Genomic DNA, 14,356 nt, shown 5'->3' on the forward strand with positions numbered 1-14,356 from the left:
TTCACCAAGGCTGGCCTCGCGGCAATATCCAGGCAACGTAATGAAGCGCGAGATTAGAAAATCGAGATTAGACCGATTAGAAATCTACTCTCGACTCTCCAATTTCTAATCTCCGCTTCTTTGAAAACGCCCGCGTTTTCTAAGGAAGCTGGTGGGCCCAGGTGGACTCGAACCACCGACCTCACCCTTATCAGATATTAAATATCGGTAATGACGGGAATCTTCTTTGGTTTTAATCGGACGGATAAGTGGCTTGACGAGCCGTTAGCACACTTCTGCTCGCCCAACGTTGCACAATGAGCCCCGCCAGTTTACAATCGTTTTGCACTTAATATGCATTTAAATCTTGGAGTCACGTGCGAGCGATTATCGGGAACACCCTTATTTCCAGTCTTAAGCCGGCGGCCAAACCCTATGAAGTCAGGGATTCTCGAGTCACCGGTTTCATCGTCCGCGTACAACCGACCGGACGGATGGTGTACGTCGTACAGTATCACCGGAACCGTCGAATGACAATAGGCAGAGTCGGTGTTTTAGCGCCCGCCCAAGCGCGAGAGCGGGCCCGTGAGGTTCTTTCAGACGTGGCGCGGGGCATCGACCCTCGGCCCAAGAAAAACGACCAGGAGCCGCGTTTGGCCGCTTATATCGAACATACGTACGCGCCCTGGGTGTCTAGTCATTTCAGAAGTATGACGACCCTGGATTGCCTTCGGTCGAACTTCATCCCGGAGTTCGGGAATAAGCGTCTGTCGGAGATCTCGGCGCTCTCGATCGAGCGATGGCGGACGGTCCGCTTGAAAAAGATAAAACCTTCTTCGGCGAATAGAGCCGTCGGTACGCTCAAGGCCGCGCTGAATCGGGCGGTCGAATGGGATATCATCCCGGCCAATCCTTTGGCTTCCGTCAAGGCGCTTAAGGTCGACCGGTCCGTAAATATCCGGTACTTGTCGGAAGACGAAGAGAAGCGACTGAGGGCCGCGCTCGTCGATCGCGAGGGCGAAGCAAGGCGCGGCCGCGAGAGCGCTAACGAATGGCGACGGGTGCGGGGATATAATACGCTGCCTGCGCTGGATGACCATTATGACGGACTCAAGCCGGCGGTCATCGTCAGTCTGAATACGGGGTTACGCCGTGGCGAGCTCCTGAATCTCAAATGGAGCGACATAGATAGCGATCGGGCGATGCTTACGGTCCGTGGATCCGGCGCCAAGAGCGGTCAGACAAGGCACGTTCCGTTGAATACGGAAGCGCTTGGGGCTCTCGAGGACTGGCGGCCATATTCTAAAGGATCCTTCGTCTTTGACGGCGATATGCGGACTGCTTGGCGTGGCGCCTTGAGGGCGGCCGGCATCAAAGATTTCCGCTGGCATGACATGAGACACCACTTCGCCAGCAGGCTAGTCATGGCTGGCGTAGATCTGAATACGGTCCGGGAACTACTCGGGCACGGCGATATCAAGATGACGCTTAGGTACGCTCACCTATCACCAGAGGTCAAGGCAGAGGCTGTGGCCAGGTTGGTTAGGCTAAATAGATCCGAGTAGTTTAAGAAACTCTTTCTTTGTCAGCCCTGCCTGGCGTAACATACAGGACAAATTACCCGGGGTGACATCCTTAATGGGATACTGCACGGTCACAAGACGGGGCGGACTATGATGTGTGAATTGCTTGTGGCTACTGGTTTGCCTTTTTTCCTTGAAGCCCAAAGAGGTTAGAACGCGGATAAAGTCGGCTGATGAAATACTGGGTGTGCCCATTAGGCAGCGAATGCCAGGGGCGCCCTAAATGTCTTTTCTTTATCAACGGTCTGTAGCTTGCGTCTCCGGACCATATCGCGAAGAGTAAGCCATGAGAAAGTACACCAGTATGAGATTGGCGCCGGCCGCCAGCAATCTTCAAGGCTTTTGCCTTCGTCATAACATGCGTCAAGATAGGCGTGTGCGGCCTCGATGTTGTTTTCAATAGCAATGAGCGGGTTCTCGCCCTGCGAGGAGACATCGTATTGTAGGCAAAGCGAAGTCCACTGATTGCCTTCTTTGAATACTAGACCTGAGATGAAGATTTGGTCATCGTATTTCGCCGACATATCACTGCCCTCCCTTTCGTCCTTCAACAGGAATATCGACTTATCTATCCGTATGCTTTAGGAAGCACACTATATATCTAAGTATACTCTTTTGTCAATGATTTTGCGGGCGGGCACGTCTGGTAAAACCTTAACCTTTATTGACGATCTTCTCTAGTTTCTGTATCTCGTCGAGCAGGATACACAAATCAGGATTCAAGCTGCCTTTTGTGCCTAGTTCAATTCCTGCATGGACACAACCGTCAACCTTATTTGCCAGCTCAAATATATATCTCAGCTGGCCACTATCTACCTTTTTTATCATATGATTCTCCTTTATTTAACAAGCGTCTCTAGGTAGTCGACGATCTCCTGCTGTTGGCTGGCGGTCAATGCGAGACGATTATTACTGAAGCGTTATAAGCGTTTCGCTTCCCCAAAATGGCTTGAAGACGAGCTTTAGTCCAGTATCGCTGGCGGGAACTTGAAATGGGAGGACGCCGGCAGTCTTTCCTCCGGGGGCGACTTCGCCAGAATGTAGTTGATTTTGGACGCTCGGGACGAAAGCTATATTTAATCGCGTGCCGCTCGAATCCTGCATTTTGAAATCGTATGGATTAAAAGAGACGGCTTCACTGCCTTTGTTCTCTATTGTCACAGCGATTGTGACCCATTCTTTGCCTTCATCGGGATTAAGGTAGCCATCGGGATCAGTCACGTTTCGTACAGGAGCCTCAACAGTAAGTACCCTATCGCCCAGCTTGATTTGATCCCCGACTTTAAATGTCGTCGGTTTGGCTGGAGTGGTCGACGTCCCTGTTGTGCCGACCTTTGTCGCCGGATCACTAGAGCAGGCAAGCATAAGCCCTGCCAGCAATCCGATGCATCCTAGTACCATGACGATCTTCTTCATTCTGCCCCCTTTTTGTTACTCCCTTAAACCCTTATGCCAACAACTACAATCAAGAAGCGTGAGATTTCTTCTCAGGATTGTTTTTTCGACGGAAGCTCGCAACGGTTTGTTTAACAATCTCTTTGTCCGGACCATTTAGTCCGCGTAGACTAACGGCTTCTTTTGAAGGCGATAAAACATCACAAACATCGATTCCGTAAAACTCACATAGCTTCAGAAGCCGGCCAACGCTGATGTTGCGCATGTCTCTTTCGTAGAGAGCCAATATCGGTATCCGGAATTCCTTATTACTTAGACGCTCAACATCGGTTCGCGAAAAACCGAGTTCTTCTCTTATTCTTTGCAGCGCTTGTCCTACGGTCTCGTATGTCACAGCAATAGTATACATAGAGTTATACCCACAGTAAAGCGAGCGAGCGGCCGCGCCTTTAACTTAAAGTTAACAGAAAGTATTTAACCGCCAACAGGTTAGATTTGTTGTAGATGCATTGTGACCTGCATTACTATCTTACATAAATTCTTTAAATATTTCTTGACATATAACTCTCCGTATACTATCTTGTGACTATGAGTTTACATGAAACGAACAATCTAGAGAAAGCCAGGCTTAAAAGAGAGTATTCGGTCAGTGACTTATGTGAACTAGTCGCTATAACTCCGAGTCATTGGTCACAGCTCATATCCGGACAGCGGATGCCAGGCTTTCCGCTCGCTTGTTCACTATCGCTTCTTTTGCGCGAGCCGATCGACTCTCTATTTAATGTTACGAATATCGCGCTCCGGTATTTCTCTGCTCAAGAAGCGGACCTATTCACTCAAAAAAAGAAGGGGTAACTAATGCCGCGTGAACGAATTGTTGCTAAACCCGAGTTTGCTGATGCGAGGTGCCGAGCGGGTTTCAACAAAGTAGAACTGGCTCGGGAAATCGGGCTCGGGAGAGGCCAGGTTCAACTTCTTGAGAATGGCCTGCGCGGGACAACAAGCAAAACGGCCAAAAAGATTATCCATGTTTTAGGTGTTCCCTTCGATGATATTTTCAAAATCGAGCGCAATGAGGAGGTTAAAACCGATGCCCGCTAATCCTGAAATCGGCCCCGTAGGCCCTCCCGCCGTCCTATGCGAAAGAGACGCCGCTATATACATCTGTATGTCAAAATCCTGGCTTGCTCAAGCGCGGTGCGACGGCAATCTTCCCGGAAGGACACCGGCCCCGCCGCATCTGAAACTCGGGGCCCGGCGCATCGGATATCTTGTCAAGGATTTAGACCAATGGCTGGAAGAGAGGCGGGTTGTAGATGGCTCCTTATGATTACGAAAAGGAAAACACACGCGGTCCCTGGCCGACGGCTAAGGCGGAACGCGCCTTGAATCTAAGCGCTGGGATGATCCTAACGGACAAGGAAATAGAGCGGGCTCAAGATCGTTTCCGTATGGGCCGAGAGTTAGCCATCTTAGAGCGGATAGATTACATCTACTGGTGGCTTGAATTCATGGAGTGGTACGACGGGGAATTCCCAGACCGTAAACAAGGCGAGGTTTGATGGCATCGGACACCGGCCCTTCATGTCTCGGGTGTCCTTATCTAAGTGAGAAACAGAACTGCTGTCTAGCAAGTCAATGTATTAGATCAGGAGACGACACTGAAAATCACGAATGAGTTAGGCTATCCAGCCCCGCTTATGTCAATCATCCTGAATGACGAGTACGACAAAGGGAAAGCCGACTATTCATGCACGGAGCTCATTATGAGCCCGCGGCGCCGGCAATTACAGATCCGGCACGACGATGAGATTGTTGTCGATGCCCGGAGAATGCTATATCTGGTCCGCGGAAAATTAACACATATGATCCTCGAGGGCGGCGATCAGATTAACGCCCTCCATGAATACCGATCCTACCTCATCCTTCCAAACGGGCTTATAGTGACCGGCAAGATCGACCGGACGGAAGAAACGAACATCATCGACTGGAAAGACACGAGCGTCTGGTCCTTCATGCTCGGCGAGAAGTACGAATGGGACGCGCAATGCAGCATGTACGCCTATCTAATGGAGCAAGAAGGCTTCGACATCCTCACTGCGGAGATCAATGCGCTCTTACGCGACTGGATGTGGCGTCGCGCGAAGTACGACCCGGATTATCCGCAATCGGGATTCGTCAATAAACAGATCGCACTATGGTCCAAAGAAAAGACTCTCGATTATATGCTTGAGCGCTGCCGGCTACATGAAGAGGCGGCCGATATCCCCGATGACGCCCTGCCGCTCTGTACGGACCTCGAGATGTGGGCTAAGCCCATGAGTTACGCTGTCATCAAGAGCGGTCGGTCTCGGGCGGATAAGGTCGCTCCGTCAAAGGATGAAGCCCTTAAATGGCTCGAGCGGAAGTTCTGCGTCGACCGGAAGTATCTGAAAGTCGTCGCCGGCAAGACATATCGGATCGAAGAGCGCCCGAGTGAACGGATCCGGTGTGAGGAATTCTGCTTTGCGGCGCCGTTTTGTAACCAGTACCAAGAATACCTATTAAGGGAAGCCTCGTGAGTCGGGCGATAAATCAGGATCTACTGTATGCCGTCCGGGCTCATCTGAGAACCTATGCATTCGGCCGGGAGAATACCAAAAGCAAGAAGGCGCTAACTATCGCCGTTTTAGGCACCGACGAAGACGGTAGGGTTCGAGACAGCGATGTCCGGAAGGCCCGGGAGACAGTCGCCGCGCTCATTATCGATTACGGATGTCCTATCTGTTCATCCTCGAGCGGTACCAATGGTGGCTACTGGTGGTTTAACCCCGAAGACGATCCAGCGGCCTTTGATGAGGCCTACCACACGGATATTTCCTATGCCCGGGCGATAGAGACCAAGGCCCGGCATCTTAAAGACAACGTCGAGCGTGCCAGGGTCGACTACCTCCGGAAGAAAGCCGAAGAGGAGAAGCCCATAGAAGAACCCCTGCAGGAACAGATCTCTTTATATAGAAAGGCCGCCAATGGCTAATTCCTCCCCCGCCTTCCAATTCTACCCAGCTGATTTTGTCGGAGATCCTAACGTTATGGCTATGTCGACGACAGAAGCCGGCGCCTACATCTTTTTAATCTGTGCCGCATGGGAAGAGAAGCCTACGGGAACGCTCCCGGACGACGATTCACGCCTGGCACGTATAGCGAGACTCAGATTATCGGACTGGAAACGAATTAAAGCTAACGTAATGGCTGCTTTTGTCTATGACGATGAGTTGAAGCGTTGGAAACAAAAGAGATTGATACGAGAAGCCGCGCATCAAGAGGCACGCCGTGACCAGGCTAAAAATGCGTCAGCTAAGCGTTGGGAAAGCGGAAGCAATGCGGACGGAAAGCGGAAGCAATGCGGACGGAAAGCGGAAGCAATGCGGACGGAAAGCGGAAGCAATGCGGGGGCAATGCTTCCGGAATGCACTACAGCTACACCTTCTTTAAGTACTGCTGCTACTACTACTGGTGAATTACACCCCGATTTCAAGGCCGCCTGTGATCTCTGGCAGGCCGAAATAGGTTTAACCTCGCCTCTTATCACTGATTGGATCAATCAAGAACTTAAGGCCGGGGTACCTCTTGAATGGATCAATCATGCAGTCTCGGAAGCTGCGCTGCATGAAGGCCGGAATCTCGCATACGTCAAATCGATTATCGAGAGACGGAAGAAAGGCGGTAAACATAAGGATGCCAAGGGTAAGAAAGGAGGTCACCATGGGGCTAAGACAAAACCAAGTGGAAATGGTAAGTACAAGCACCTTGAAGAGTGAGTGCGTCGACTGCCACAAGGAATTCAACGCCAAGGTAATCGTCCTTTTTGGGAAACCGAAGATACCGGAAGAGCCGCGTTGTCCGGGTTGTCAAAAGGCTTACGAAGAGAAATTGGAAGAGCAACTTCAGCAAGAGCAAAGACGCGCTGATGAGCTACGGATCAAGAACACAGTCGTCAACAAGTGCGGATTGAAATACGTTGCCGCATCATTCGATTCTTTCAAGCCCCTAACGGCAAAACATCGGCGGATGCTCGAGATATCCAAGGAATTTGTCGCGGCGCCGGCCGGATCCCTTTTCTTCTATGGGCTCGCCGGCCGCGGGAAGACATATCTGGCCGTGGCTATCTATCGGGAGCTAATCAACGACGCTGATTTCTGGCCGGTCCCGGATCTGCTTTTACATCTACGCAGCGAGCTCAGGATAAAAGGCGAAGAGGAAGCCATACGACCGCTCAAAGAAGCCCGGGTCCTCATCCTTGATGATATCGGAATCGAGAAAGTGACCGATTGGGTCCGTCAGGCGTTATACGTCGTCATCGCATACAGGGAGCGCAACCTGATGCCTACGGTTTTTACTTCGAACCTGGATCTTGATGACCTCGAAGAGCGTATCGGCGATGAAAGGATCGTCTCAAGGATTGCCGGCATGAGTCGGATCATTCAAATCGATGGGCCGGACCGACGGAATTTAAAGGAGCAAAAGCAGTGATTGAAAAGGCGATTACCGAGCGCTATATAGGAAACTCTGTTGCCCCGATTGGTTCAATCATGGGCTATCACACCCGCAACGGAACGATTCACGCCGATGTTGGCAAACGACCGGGGAAAGTAACGATACGCACGTTCGGTTTGGCGCGGGATTCCGCGATTGATTTAGATCTGACATGGAAGGACGCCGCAGATTTTGCTAATGAACTCCTGGAATTATGCAAGATGGCGGCCCTCAAAGAAAAGGGAGCAGTGGAATGAAAATAACGAAGGCCTGGCTAAAGGAATACAACGCTTGTCCAGAGGGCGTGAGGTGGTTCTTCACTCAGACAGAAACCGACAGCATCAAAGTGATCAAAAAGCTGGTGGTTGAGAATCATTTTGATTGGGCGAACTGGACGATCGTTAGATTGATGAACAAGAAACAAAAAGTTCAGTATGCAGTGTTCGCCGCGGAGCAGGTTATTGAGATTTACGAAAAGAAATATCCGAACGACAGCCGGCCGAGAGATGCGATAGAGGCGGCCAAAATATATATAAACTCTCCAACAGCAAAAAACAAAAATGCTGCTTATGCTGCTTATGCTGCTTATGCTGCTTATGCTGCTTATGCTGCTGATGCTGCTGCTGCTTATGCTGCTTATGCTGCTGCTGCTTATGCTGCTTATGCTGCTTATGCTGCTGCTTATGCTGCTTATGCTGCTGATTATGCTGCTGCTTATGCTTATGCTTATGCTCGGTCAAAACTCCGAAAGCAAATCATCGAGTACGGAATAAGTTTATTGGGAGGCTCAGAATGACCAAGAAAAAAGAAGATATAGCAGGCTTCGACCTAATACCGGTAGACAAGATAGACCCGAATCCGGACCAGCCGCGGACCGGCAATATAGGCATCCCAACGCTTACAAGGAGCGTTAAGGAGCTTGGGGTTATGGTACCGATCGTCACGGTCAAGAATGGCGATCGTTATCAACTCGTCGCCGGCCATAGGAGATTGCAGGCCGCGAAAAACAACTCACACGAGACCATACCGTCGCTTGTGTTCGATACTCTTGACCGTGCCGGGCAAGTATCCAGGCTTATGGCAGAGAATACGGTCCGCGAAGACTTTACAGCCCTTGAAGAGTGCCGTGGATTTCAGACGATGCTTGATTTAGGCATCGACGTAAAGGCCGTGGCTACGTTCACCGGACGTGACCAAGCGCTCATTGAACTTGCCAGGATCGTCGCGCCGGCGGCCGACAAGCTTTACGAGGACCTTAAGGGGCAGCAAGTCACGATCGAAGAGGCCGCCGCGCTCGTCGAATTCCAGGACGACAAAAAGACCTACAAAAAGCTCGTAGGCATGGCCGGCAGTGACAGCTTCAAGCACTTTTTGAGCCAGCTTAGGTTTTCTCGGGACATGAAGATCAATGTCCAAGAAACCATAGATGAGCTGACGGCCGCCGGTGTCAAAATCTCTAAGGAAAGCTACATAACCGGGGCCAAGAGGCTTTCTTTTATGGAAGTTGACGACAAGCCCATGACTCCGGAAGAACACGCGTCATGTCCCGGGCACATCGCCTATGTCAGTCCTTACGACGCGAGTGTCGAGTATTGGTGTACGACACCCGAAGTTCATGGTTGTGTTGAGAAAGAATACAAGCCTACGCCTGAGCAGATTGCGGAGAATAAAGCGCGCGAAGAGCATAAGGCAGCTTTTAAAGCAGCTGAAGTTGTGCGCGTTGAGCATCTGAAAGAGCTAATCGGGAAAACGGAGAAACTCGAGGGAACCATTCTTGATTTTATCGCCAGTGTGGTATGGCAGGACGGTATCGAGCCGGCTGAAAGTTATGGTCAAATTGATGAATCGCTTGCCTCGCTAGGTATTTCTGCACCGAATTCCCTGCAAAAGCTGTTTGTTTTAGCCATTCTCGGAGCGGATGCATACGTCGACGGCAACGCTTCTTATCTTCCGGATGGGTTCCCGTCCTGGAAGGGACAAGACGAGCTGGGAGGTCTTGTTTCCTATTACATGTTCTTAATCGACACGGGCTACACGGTGGCTGATTGTGAGCAGAGACTTATCGCGGCAGCTCAAGAGCGGATAGCAGAAGAGGCAGCGATCGCAGAATCTGACGAGGATCCGAGGGATTAGCCATGATAAGACACCTTCGTTTTACCGAAGAAGAAAGGCAAGCGATGCTGGATGAAAGCCTGGACAAAATCACGCTCAACGAGATATGGCAGGGCAAGCAGGGCGATACGATAATCGCGCATACGGGGTTTGCCAGTAAGGGATTCGCGCGGCTCAAAGTAACCAAGGTTTTCTACGAAGGTTGTCCGACATATACCGTTGTTCATTTCAAAACGGAGGCGGTCTCATGAGAAGAAATCCTTTAAGAGGTCCAAATTGGCTTATTTGGTTGGCAATCATCGTGTTCATCATCGTTTTTTTAGGTATGACCTATGCGAAGGCGGCAATCGATAAAGCAGCAGAGGCCGACAACATCAGCCGGCTGAAACGTCTCGAGCAGAAGTTCGACAAGGTGCTCAAGAAGAGCGAGGGCGAACAGCAAAAACTCGAGGAAGACAACAAGAAAAAGCAGATGACGATAGACCAGCTTCAGCAGGAGAACGCAAGGTACCGGGAAGAGGTCGGCCGGATCGAGGCCATCAGAGACTACCTGGCTTCATACAGTTCGCCGCTCGCCGATTACGCCGGGCCCATATACCGCGCCTGCAAAAAGCACGGCGTCAAGCCGGCGGTAATCCTGGCAATTGCCGGCAAGGAGAGCACGTTCGGCCGGGCTAATGGGATCGCGGCCGCCTGGGCCCTGTTCGGTTGGTCCGGGAGATTGGACGAATCGTCTCCGGAGGCGCTTATAGACTCATACGTCCGCGCGATCGCTAACGAATACCCGCGCTTGGCCCAGGGCGATATCTACTCGGCAACGTCTTACTGCGTGCCGCCGGATGACTGGATGCGGGCTGTGTCGAGTTTCTACAACGAGGCGGAGGCGAGGGGCGTATGAGCAGCCTAACCTGTCCTAAATGCTCGGCTCGCCTGAAAGAACTCGACATACAAATCGAAGTCGAGGGCATGATCGGCGGGACGTTCAACGTCGAGACGGGCGAGATTACCGACTACGATTCCTGGGATATCGAAATAACCAAGAATAACATCGTTGACTATGAATGTCCGAAATGTCATGCGGAGATATCATTCGACGAACTCAGCGAGAACGGGGTTGACGTCTGCCTGCATCGGCGGACTCAAATAGTCCCCTATCTGGACGGCTCGGCGATGCTCAAATGCGTGGACTGCCATCTTCACGTTGAGTTTATCGAGGCGGCAGTCGCATGAGCACTAAGATTGAATGGTGTGACGAAACAATAAATCCCCTCGGCTGGGGTTGCTATGGGCCGGGCGGCTATAAGGAAACTCCTCGGCCCTGCTCGTATTGCTACGCTCGCGAGTTCGCCGCCAGGAACCTAAGGGGCTGTGAGCTATGCCATCAGTTCATCCCTCATTGGCATCAGGAGCAGCTTGAGAAACCAGCCCATTGGCGGAAACCCCGGACGATATTCGTACAGAGCATGGGGGACCTGTTCCACGCCGAAACGCCGAAGGCTCATATAGACGCGACCCTGGCCGCTTGTCATGCGACTCCTCGTCACACCTACATGTTCCTGACGAAGAATCCAGGGCGATATAAGTTGTTTGATTTTTCCGATAACTGTCGGCTAGGTACGACGATAACAAACAACGACGATGCCTACCGAGCGCAGGAGCTATGGGAAGCGACAAGCGGCGTCAATGCTTTCGTTTCATTAGAACCGCTACTTGGACTGGTTGATAGGGTGGAATGGCTTGAGGCTTTTGACCTCCTTATTGTCGGCGCCATGACAGGCGACCCCAAAAAGATCATCAAGCCCGAAAAGGCCTGGCTGGAAAGCGTCATCGCCACCGGACACCCGAACATCCTGTGGAAGAAAAACGTCCGGCCGTTCCTTGAAGAGTATGGGCTGGTGGTCTGATGCTACCGGCCAATCGTCTTGAAATAAGGTTTGTAAAAACATGTTATTACGATGCGTTTGTACTGGTTCTATGTCGGAGTGATCGCGCAAGAGCGAGAAGAGTTGAGCGTTTTGACACTTTCGAGGAAGCCGTTGAGTGGGCGCGGCAAGTCCAAAAGAGTACGCCCCTGGGGCTTGCTGGAAACAAGGACAAATTCCCGCTTTATTATAACGGGCTGGTGGTTTAGATGGTACGGCCAAACCCGATTGAGGAAGTCTATTTTAGCGAAGACGGCGGCTCGTGCTTTGTCCCTACGTGTCAAGCAAGAACCCTTAAGAAGGCTATCGAGCTCGCCCGAAACTATGATTTTGAGTTTTGGCCGAATGAAGATATTTGGGGAAAGCGCAAGGTCAAGATATACAATGGCGAAGTTGGGGACGAAAGCGTATATGCCGGAGAACTGATGTGCTGGACGTTGGGCGAATGACAGCCACTAGCCATCACCGCGGACACCCGACATATTACGACGAACAGACGGAAACATGGCGGTATCAAGACACCGACGAGCCGACTTCGATAGAACGCCCCTGCAAAAGGTGTGGGAGGTTGCCGACCCCCGAAGGGCATGACGCTTGTATCGGTCATGTAAACGGCCTGTCGAGCGCCTGTTGCGGGCACGGGGTGAAGGAGCCGGTATTCGTGCTTGAGGGCTCTTATCTGGATGCTGTTAAGCGACTCAACAAGGCATGGACGGTCTTCTGTTCAGAATGGGCTAAGGCATTTAAGCCGGTTATTGAAAAGCTGGTCGAATTCCTCGGGGATTCCAAAGAGGAGGCTAAGCCGAGATGACCATCGCATTCCCTAACGTTATCGAGATATATCTGATTGAGCAGCGTCCTGGTTTTCTTATTCTTTGGACGGAAAATTGCGAGGCTAAGATTCTTGATAGTTCCGATTTAATGTTTGGGGTAGAGGCAATATATGAAGATGGTTGTTTCGTCGGACTAACTCATCGGGGTATTTTCTACAAAACAAATCCGATTCCTATGAATAGCACAGGACAGATTTTATTCACGTTTGGAGTGACAAATGACTCCTACTCTTAGGATGATCCGGATTGTCATCATAATCGTGTTCGCTGGCGTGACATTCGTAGCCGTGAATGCGCTCCTCTCTAATGCCCTCCTCGTCAAGGATTTACGTGCAACGATCCGGGCCCGCGAGAATACGATAGCCAAGCTCAAAAAGGCCCAAAAGGAAGAACTGGACATGCGGGATACGCAGTTCGAAATACTGAAAAACAAGATCACCCTAGATGAGAAGAACCGCGAGATCGACAAGATCGTATTGGACTTCATCGTGGCCGAACAGGCACGGATAAGCAAAAGGCAGGAAGAGATCATGGGAGGCGCGAAGTGATACCAGTTAAGGAATATAAGGAGTACAAGGCAGATAAAACGCTTGTTGGGGCGGGCTGCGGTGAACTGCCTTGCGGATGTGCTGAAAGCGCACATGGCGGGAATGTCTACATTTCCGTTTGGCAATTATCGTGGCGTGAGCGGTTAAGCGTTCTGTTCAGGGGCGTTGTCGCATTATGGGTGTGGGGTCAGACGCATCCGCCGGTCGCTGTTGAAACCTACAATGGCGGGAAGTTCAGCAAAGACGAGGAGGTACCTAAATGATCATCGATGTAGAAAAGGCCATGATAGAGGGCAAAGTAGAACACGGGAACGCCTTAGACCACATCACCGGCTTGGCGCCTAACACCATTCGGCTCGTCACCGATTTTGAAGCATCCCGACTTAGGGGCCTGCAATCGATCATTGCGGACGATCAGCCGGTGACGATCAACCTGATCGATACCGAAACCAAACAGCCCATGAGCCGGCGTGTGACACATATCAGCTTGCACGGGCCGATTCTCGGACATTGGATCGCCAACATCAACTGGCGGCATATGAGCTTGGAGGGCGGGGAGTGAAGCGTCTATCGGAGTTTTGGGCTCAGCGAAAAACTAAGCGTCTGATGAATAGGATTAAGCGGGACTGGAAAGAGTTCGATCGCTTTCTGGTCAAAACAGGATGGCCGCGGCAAAAGAGGCGGCAACTCCGGCGGGATCTGATAGGCGGGACCGGCAACGTTCTGGTTGAAATGGAAGGAACGATATTGGGACATGGTGAAGAGGAATGAGCTGGCTAAAATTCTTTAATTCTTCGGTTACCCGGGCAATACGGACCAATCATCCTGGAAGCAAACCATATAAGTATCGGGATGACGTTAAAGCGGCAAGAAAACGGGAACGGCAGAATAAGAAACATGGGAGGAAACGATAATGCTAAAGCAGATGAAACCAGGCAGGAACTACTTCATCATTAAAATCGACGAACCTTATGCCTGGAAGGTTTTTGATGTACTTAAAGCCGGCCAGATTAAAAAAGGCGAGTGGCCGGAGGGGGATATTACGTTCGAGGAATGGATTGACAAGACGTTTAGCAAGGCGCCGTCCCATACCGACGTTATTGTCAAGATAATCGCCGACACGAGCGCCCTTGATGCCTCCTTGGCAAAAATCCAAAAAGCAATTGCCGGGGTAGAATCCGTTTATTGCGAAGACTGCCGGTATTGGTTTGGCCCCGGCGGCTACTTCACCCCGCCTTGCACAAAAGCAAACGGGCATATCAGCACATACAGGAGCAAGAAGCCTACCTACCTAATTCCTGAAATCGCAAATAAGCACAACGATTGCGGCAGCTATGAAAAAAAGAAGCTGATTGAGGTAAATCCAGCCGAGGTTAAGCCAGCACGGAATAAAGGTTGGCGCGGGCTTTTGTTTGGTAGATTCCCGATTGGAGGACGATCAGCATCAGGACAACGAAAGGAGGGCTGAA

General features: G+C 51.1%; 27 protein-coding genes. 22 read left to right on the forward strand and 5 right to left on the reverse strand.

Features of this window, described 5'->3' with window-relative positions:
* Window positions 1–356 precede the first annotated feature (356 nt).
* A complete protein-coding gene (locus WC891_02760) occupies window positions 357–1,544 on the forward strand; it encodes a site-specific integrase (protein MFA5866867.1) in 1,188 nt (395 codons plus the stop codon).
* Here the strand turns inward: WC891_02760 and WC891_02765 are convergent.
* The 5 genes from WC891_02765 to WC891_02785 form a co-directional block, all read right to left on the reverse strand.
* Entirely contained in the window at window positions 1,527–1,757 is a 231-nt protein-coding gene (locus WC891_02765; GenBank protein ID MFA5866868.1) for a type II toxin-antitoxin system HicA family toxin, read from the reverse strand. The genes WC891_02760 and WC891_02765 overlap by 18 nt on opposite strands.
* Complete coding sequence (locus WC891_02770) at window positions 1,757–2,086, reverse strand: hypothetical protein (protein MFA5866869.1); 330 nt, start codon at window positions 2,084–2,086, stop codon at window positions 1,757–1,759. Before WC891_02770 ends, WC891_02765 begins: the two co-directional genes overlap by 1 nt.
* A 130-nt stretch (window positions 2,087–2,216) precedes the next feature.
* The gene (locus WC891_02775) at window positions 2,217–2,390 is read right to left on the reverse strand and encodes a hypothetical protein (GenBank protein MFA5866870.1); all 174 of its coding nucleotides are present in this window, start codon (window positions 2,388–2,390) and stop codon (window positions 2,217–2,219) included.
* 81 nt (window positions 2,391–2,471) lie between these two features.
* Entirely contained in the window at window positions 2,472–2,978 is a 507-nt protein-coding gene (locus WC891_02780) for a DUF4352 domain-containing protein (protein ID MFA5866871.1), read from the reverse strand.
* Window positions 2,979–3,027: 49 nt separating this feature from the next.
* A complete protein-coding gene (locus tag WC891_02785; protein ID MFA5866872.1) occupies window positions 3,028–3,351 on the reverse strand; it encodes a helix-turn-helix transcriptional regulator in 324 nt (107 codons plus the stop codon).
* Window positions 3,352–3,815: 464 nt separating this feature from the next.
* Between WC891_02785 and WC891_02790 the strand changes: the two genes are divergently transcribed.
* From WC891_02790 to WC891_02890, 21 genes are all read left to right on the forward strand, one after another.
* Entirely contained in the window at window positions 3,816–4,058 is a 243-nt protein-coding gene (locus WC891_02790; protein MFA5866873.1) for a helix-turn-helix transcriptional regulator, read from the forward strand.
* 215 nt (window positions 4,059–4,273) lie between these two features.
* Entirely contained in the window at window positions 4,274–4,519 is a 246-nt protein-coding gene (locus tag WC891_02795; GenBank protein ID MFA5866874.1) for a hypothetical protein, read from the forward strand.
* A gap of 138 nt (window positions 4,520–4,657) precedes the next feature.
* Window positions 4,658–5,518 (forward strand): hypothetical protein, encoded by an 861-nt coding sequence (locus WC891_02800; protein MFA5866875.1) that lies wholly within the window; start codon window positions 4,658–4,660, stop codon window positions 5,516–5,518.
* Window positions 5,515–5,973 carry a hypothetical protein gene (locus WC891_02805; protein MFA5866876.1) on the forward strand — a complete coding sequence of 153 codons (459 nt, stop codon included), beginning with the start codon at window positions 5,515–5,517 and terminating at the stop codon, window positions 5,971–5,973. Before WC891_02800 ends, WC891_02805 begins: the two co-directional genes overlap by 4 nt.
* Window positions 5,966–6,757 carry a DUF1376 domain-containing protein gene (locus tag WC891_02810; protein ID MFA5866877.1) on the forward strand — a complete coding sequence of 264 codons (792 nt, stop codon included), beginning with the start codon at window positions 5,966–5,968 and terminating at the stop codon, window positions 6,755–6,757. The genes WC891_02805 and WC891_02810 overlap by 8 nt, the downstream gene beginning before the upstream one ends.
* Window positions 6,729–7,469: an ATP-binding protein gene (locus WC891_02815; GenBank protein MFA5866878.1), complete on the forward strand. Its 741-nt coding sequence runs from the start codon at window positions 6,729–6,731 to the stop codon at window positions 7,467–7,469. Before WC891_02810 ends, WC891_02815 begins: the two co-directional genes overlap by 29 nt.
* A complete protein-coding gene (locus tag WC891_02820; protein MFA5866879.1) occupies window positions 7,466–7,729 on the forward strand; it encodes a hypothetical protein in 264 nt (87 codons plus the stop codon). Before WC891_02815 ends, WC891_02820 begins: the two co-directional genes overlap by 4 nt.
* Window positions 7,726–8,268: a putative immunity protein gene (locus WC891_02825; protein ID MFA5866880.1), complete on the forward strand. Its 543-nt coding sequence runs from the start codon at window positions 7,726–7,728 to the stop codon at window positions 8,266–8,268. Before WC891_02820 ends, WC891_02825 begins: the two co-directional genes overlap by 4 nt.
* Window positions 8,265–9,605, forward strand: coding sequence for a ParB/RepB/Spo0J family partition protein (locus WC891_02830; protein ID MFA5866881.1), 1,341 nt, complete (start codon window positions 8,265–8,267; stop codon window positions 9,603–9,605). The genes WC891_02825 and WC891_02830 overlap by 4 nt, the downstream gene beginning before the upstream one ends.
* Window positions 9,606–9,607: 2 nt before the next feature.
* Window positions 9,608–9,835, forward strand: coding sequence for a hypothetical protein (locus WC891_02835; GenBank protein ID MFA5866882.1), 228 nt, complete (start codon window positions 9,608–9,610; stop codon window positions 9,833–9,835).
* Window positions 9,832–10,482 (forward strand): hypothetical protein, encoded by a 651-nt coding sequence (locus tag WC891_02840; GenBank protein MFA5866883.1) that lies wholly within the window; start codon window positions 9,832–9,834, stop codon window positions 10,480–10,482. The genes WC891_02835 and WC891_02840 overlap by 4 nt, the downstream gene beginning before the upstream one ends.
* Window positions 10,479–10,814, forward strand: coding sequence for a hypothetical protein (locus tag WC891_02845; GenBank protein ID MFA5866884.1), 336 nt, complete (start codon window positions 10,479–10,481; stop codon window positions 10,812–10,814). The genes WC891_02840 and WC891_02845 overlap by 4 nt, the downstream gene beginning before the upstream one ends.
* Window positions 10,811–11,488: a DUF5131 family protein gene (locus WC891_02850; protein MFA5866885.1), complete on the forward strand. Its 678-nt coding sequence runs from the start codon at window positions 10,811–10,813 to the stop codon at window positions 11,486–11,488. Before WC891_02845 ends, WC891_02850 begins: the two co-directional genes overlap by 4 nt.
* 227 nt (window positions 11,489–11,715) lie before the next feature.
* The gene (locus WC891_02855; protein MFA5866886.1) at window positions 11,716–11,955 is read left to right on the forward strand and encodes a hypothetical protein; all 240 of its coding nucleotides are present in this window, start codon (window positions 11,716–11,718) and stop codon (window positions 11,953–11,955) included.
* Window positions 11,952–12,317 (forward strand): hypothetical protein, encoded by a 366-nt coding sequence (locus tag WC891_02860; GenBank protein MFA5866887.1) that lies wholly within the window; start codon window positions 11,952–11,954, stop codon window positions 12,315–12,317. Before WC891_02855 ends, WC891_02860 begins: the two co-directional genes overlap by 4 nt.
* Complete coding sequence (locus WC891_02865) at window positions 12,314–12,574, forward strand: hypothetical protein (protein ID MFA5866888.1); 261 nt, start codon at window positions 12,314–12,316, stop codon at window positions 12,572–12,574. Before WC891_02860 ends, WC891_02865 begins: the two co-directional genes overlap by 4 nt.
* Window positions 12,558–12,887: a hypothetical protein gene (locus WC891_02870; GenBank protein ID MFA5866889.1), complete on the forward strand. Its 330-nt coding sequence runs from the start codon at window positions 12,558–12,560 to the stop codon at window positions 12,885–12,887. Before WC891_02865 ends, WC891_02870 begins: the two co-directional genes overlap by 17 nt.
* On the forward strand, window positions 12,884–13,150 hold the full coding sequence (locus WC891_02875) for a hypothetical protein (GenBank protein MFA5866890.1): 267 nt from the start codon (window positions 12,884–12,886) through the stop codon (window positions 13,148–13,150). The genes WC891_02870 and WC891_02875 overlap by 4 nt, the downstream gene beginning before the upstream one ends.
* A complete protein-coding gene (locus WC891_02880) occupies window positions 13,147–13,449 on the forward strand; it encodes a hypothetical protein (GenBank protein MFA5866891.1) in 303 nt (100 codons plus the stop codon). The genes WC891_02875 and WC891_02880 overlap by 4 nt, the downstream gene beginning before the upstream one ends.
* 44 nt (window positions 13,450–13,493) lie before the next feature.
* Window positions 13,494–13,658, forward strand: a complete 165-nt coding sequence (locus WC891_02885) for a hypothetical protein (protein MFA5866892.1) — start codon at window positions 13,494–13,496, stop codon at window positions 13,656–13,658.
* A gap of 142 nt (window positions 13,659–13,800) precedes the next feature.
* Window positions 13,801–14,355 carry a hypothetical protein gene (locus tag WC891_02890; protein MFA5866893.1) on the forward strand — a complete coding sequence of 185 codons (555 nt, stop codon included), beginning with the start codon at window positions 13,801–13,803 and terminating at the stop codon, window positions 14,353–14,355.
* Window position 14,356 lies beyond the last annotated feature (1 nt).

This window comes from Actinomycetota bacterium (genome assembly GCA_041658625.1).
Taxonomy (GTDB): Bacteria; Actinomycetota; JAHEXW01; order JAHEXW01; family JAHEXW01; genus JBAZZW01.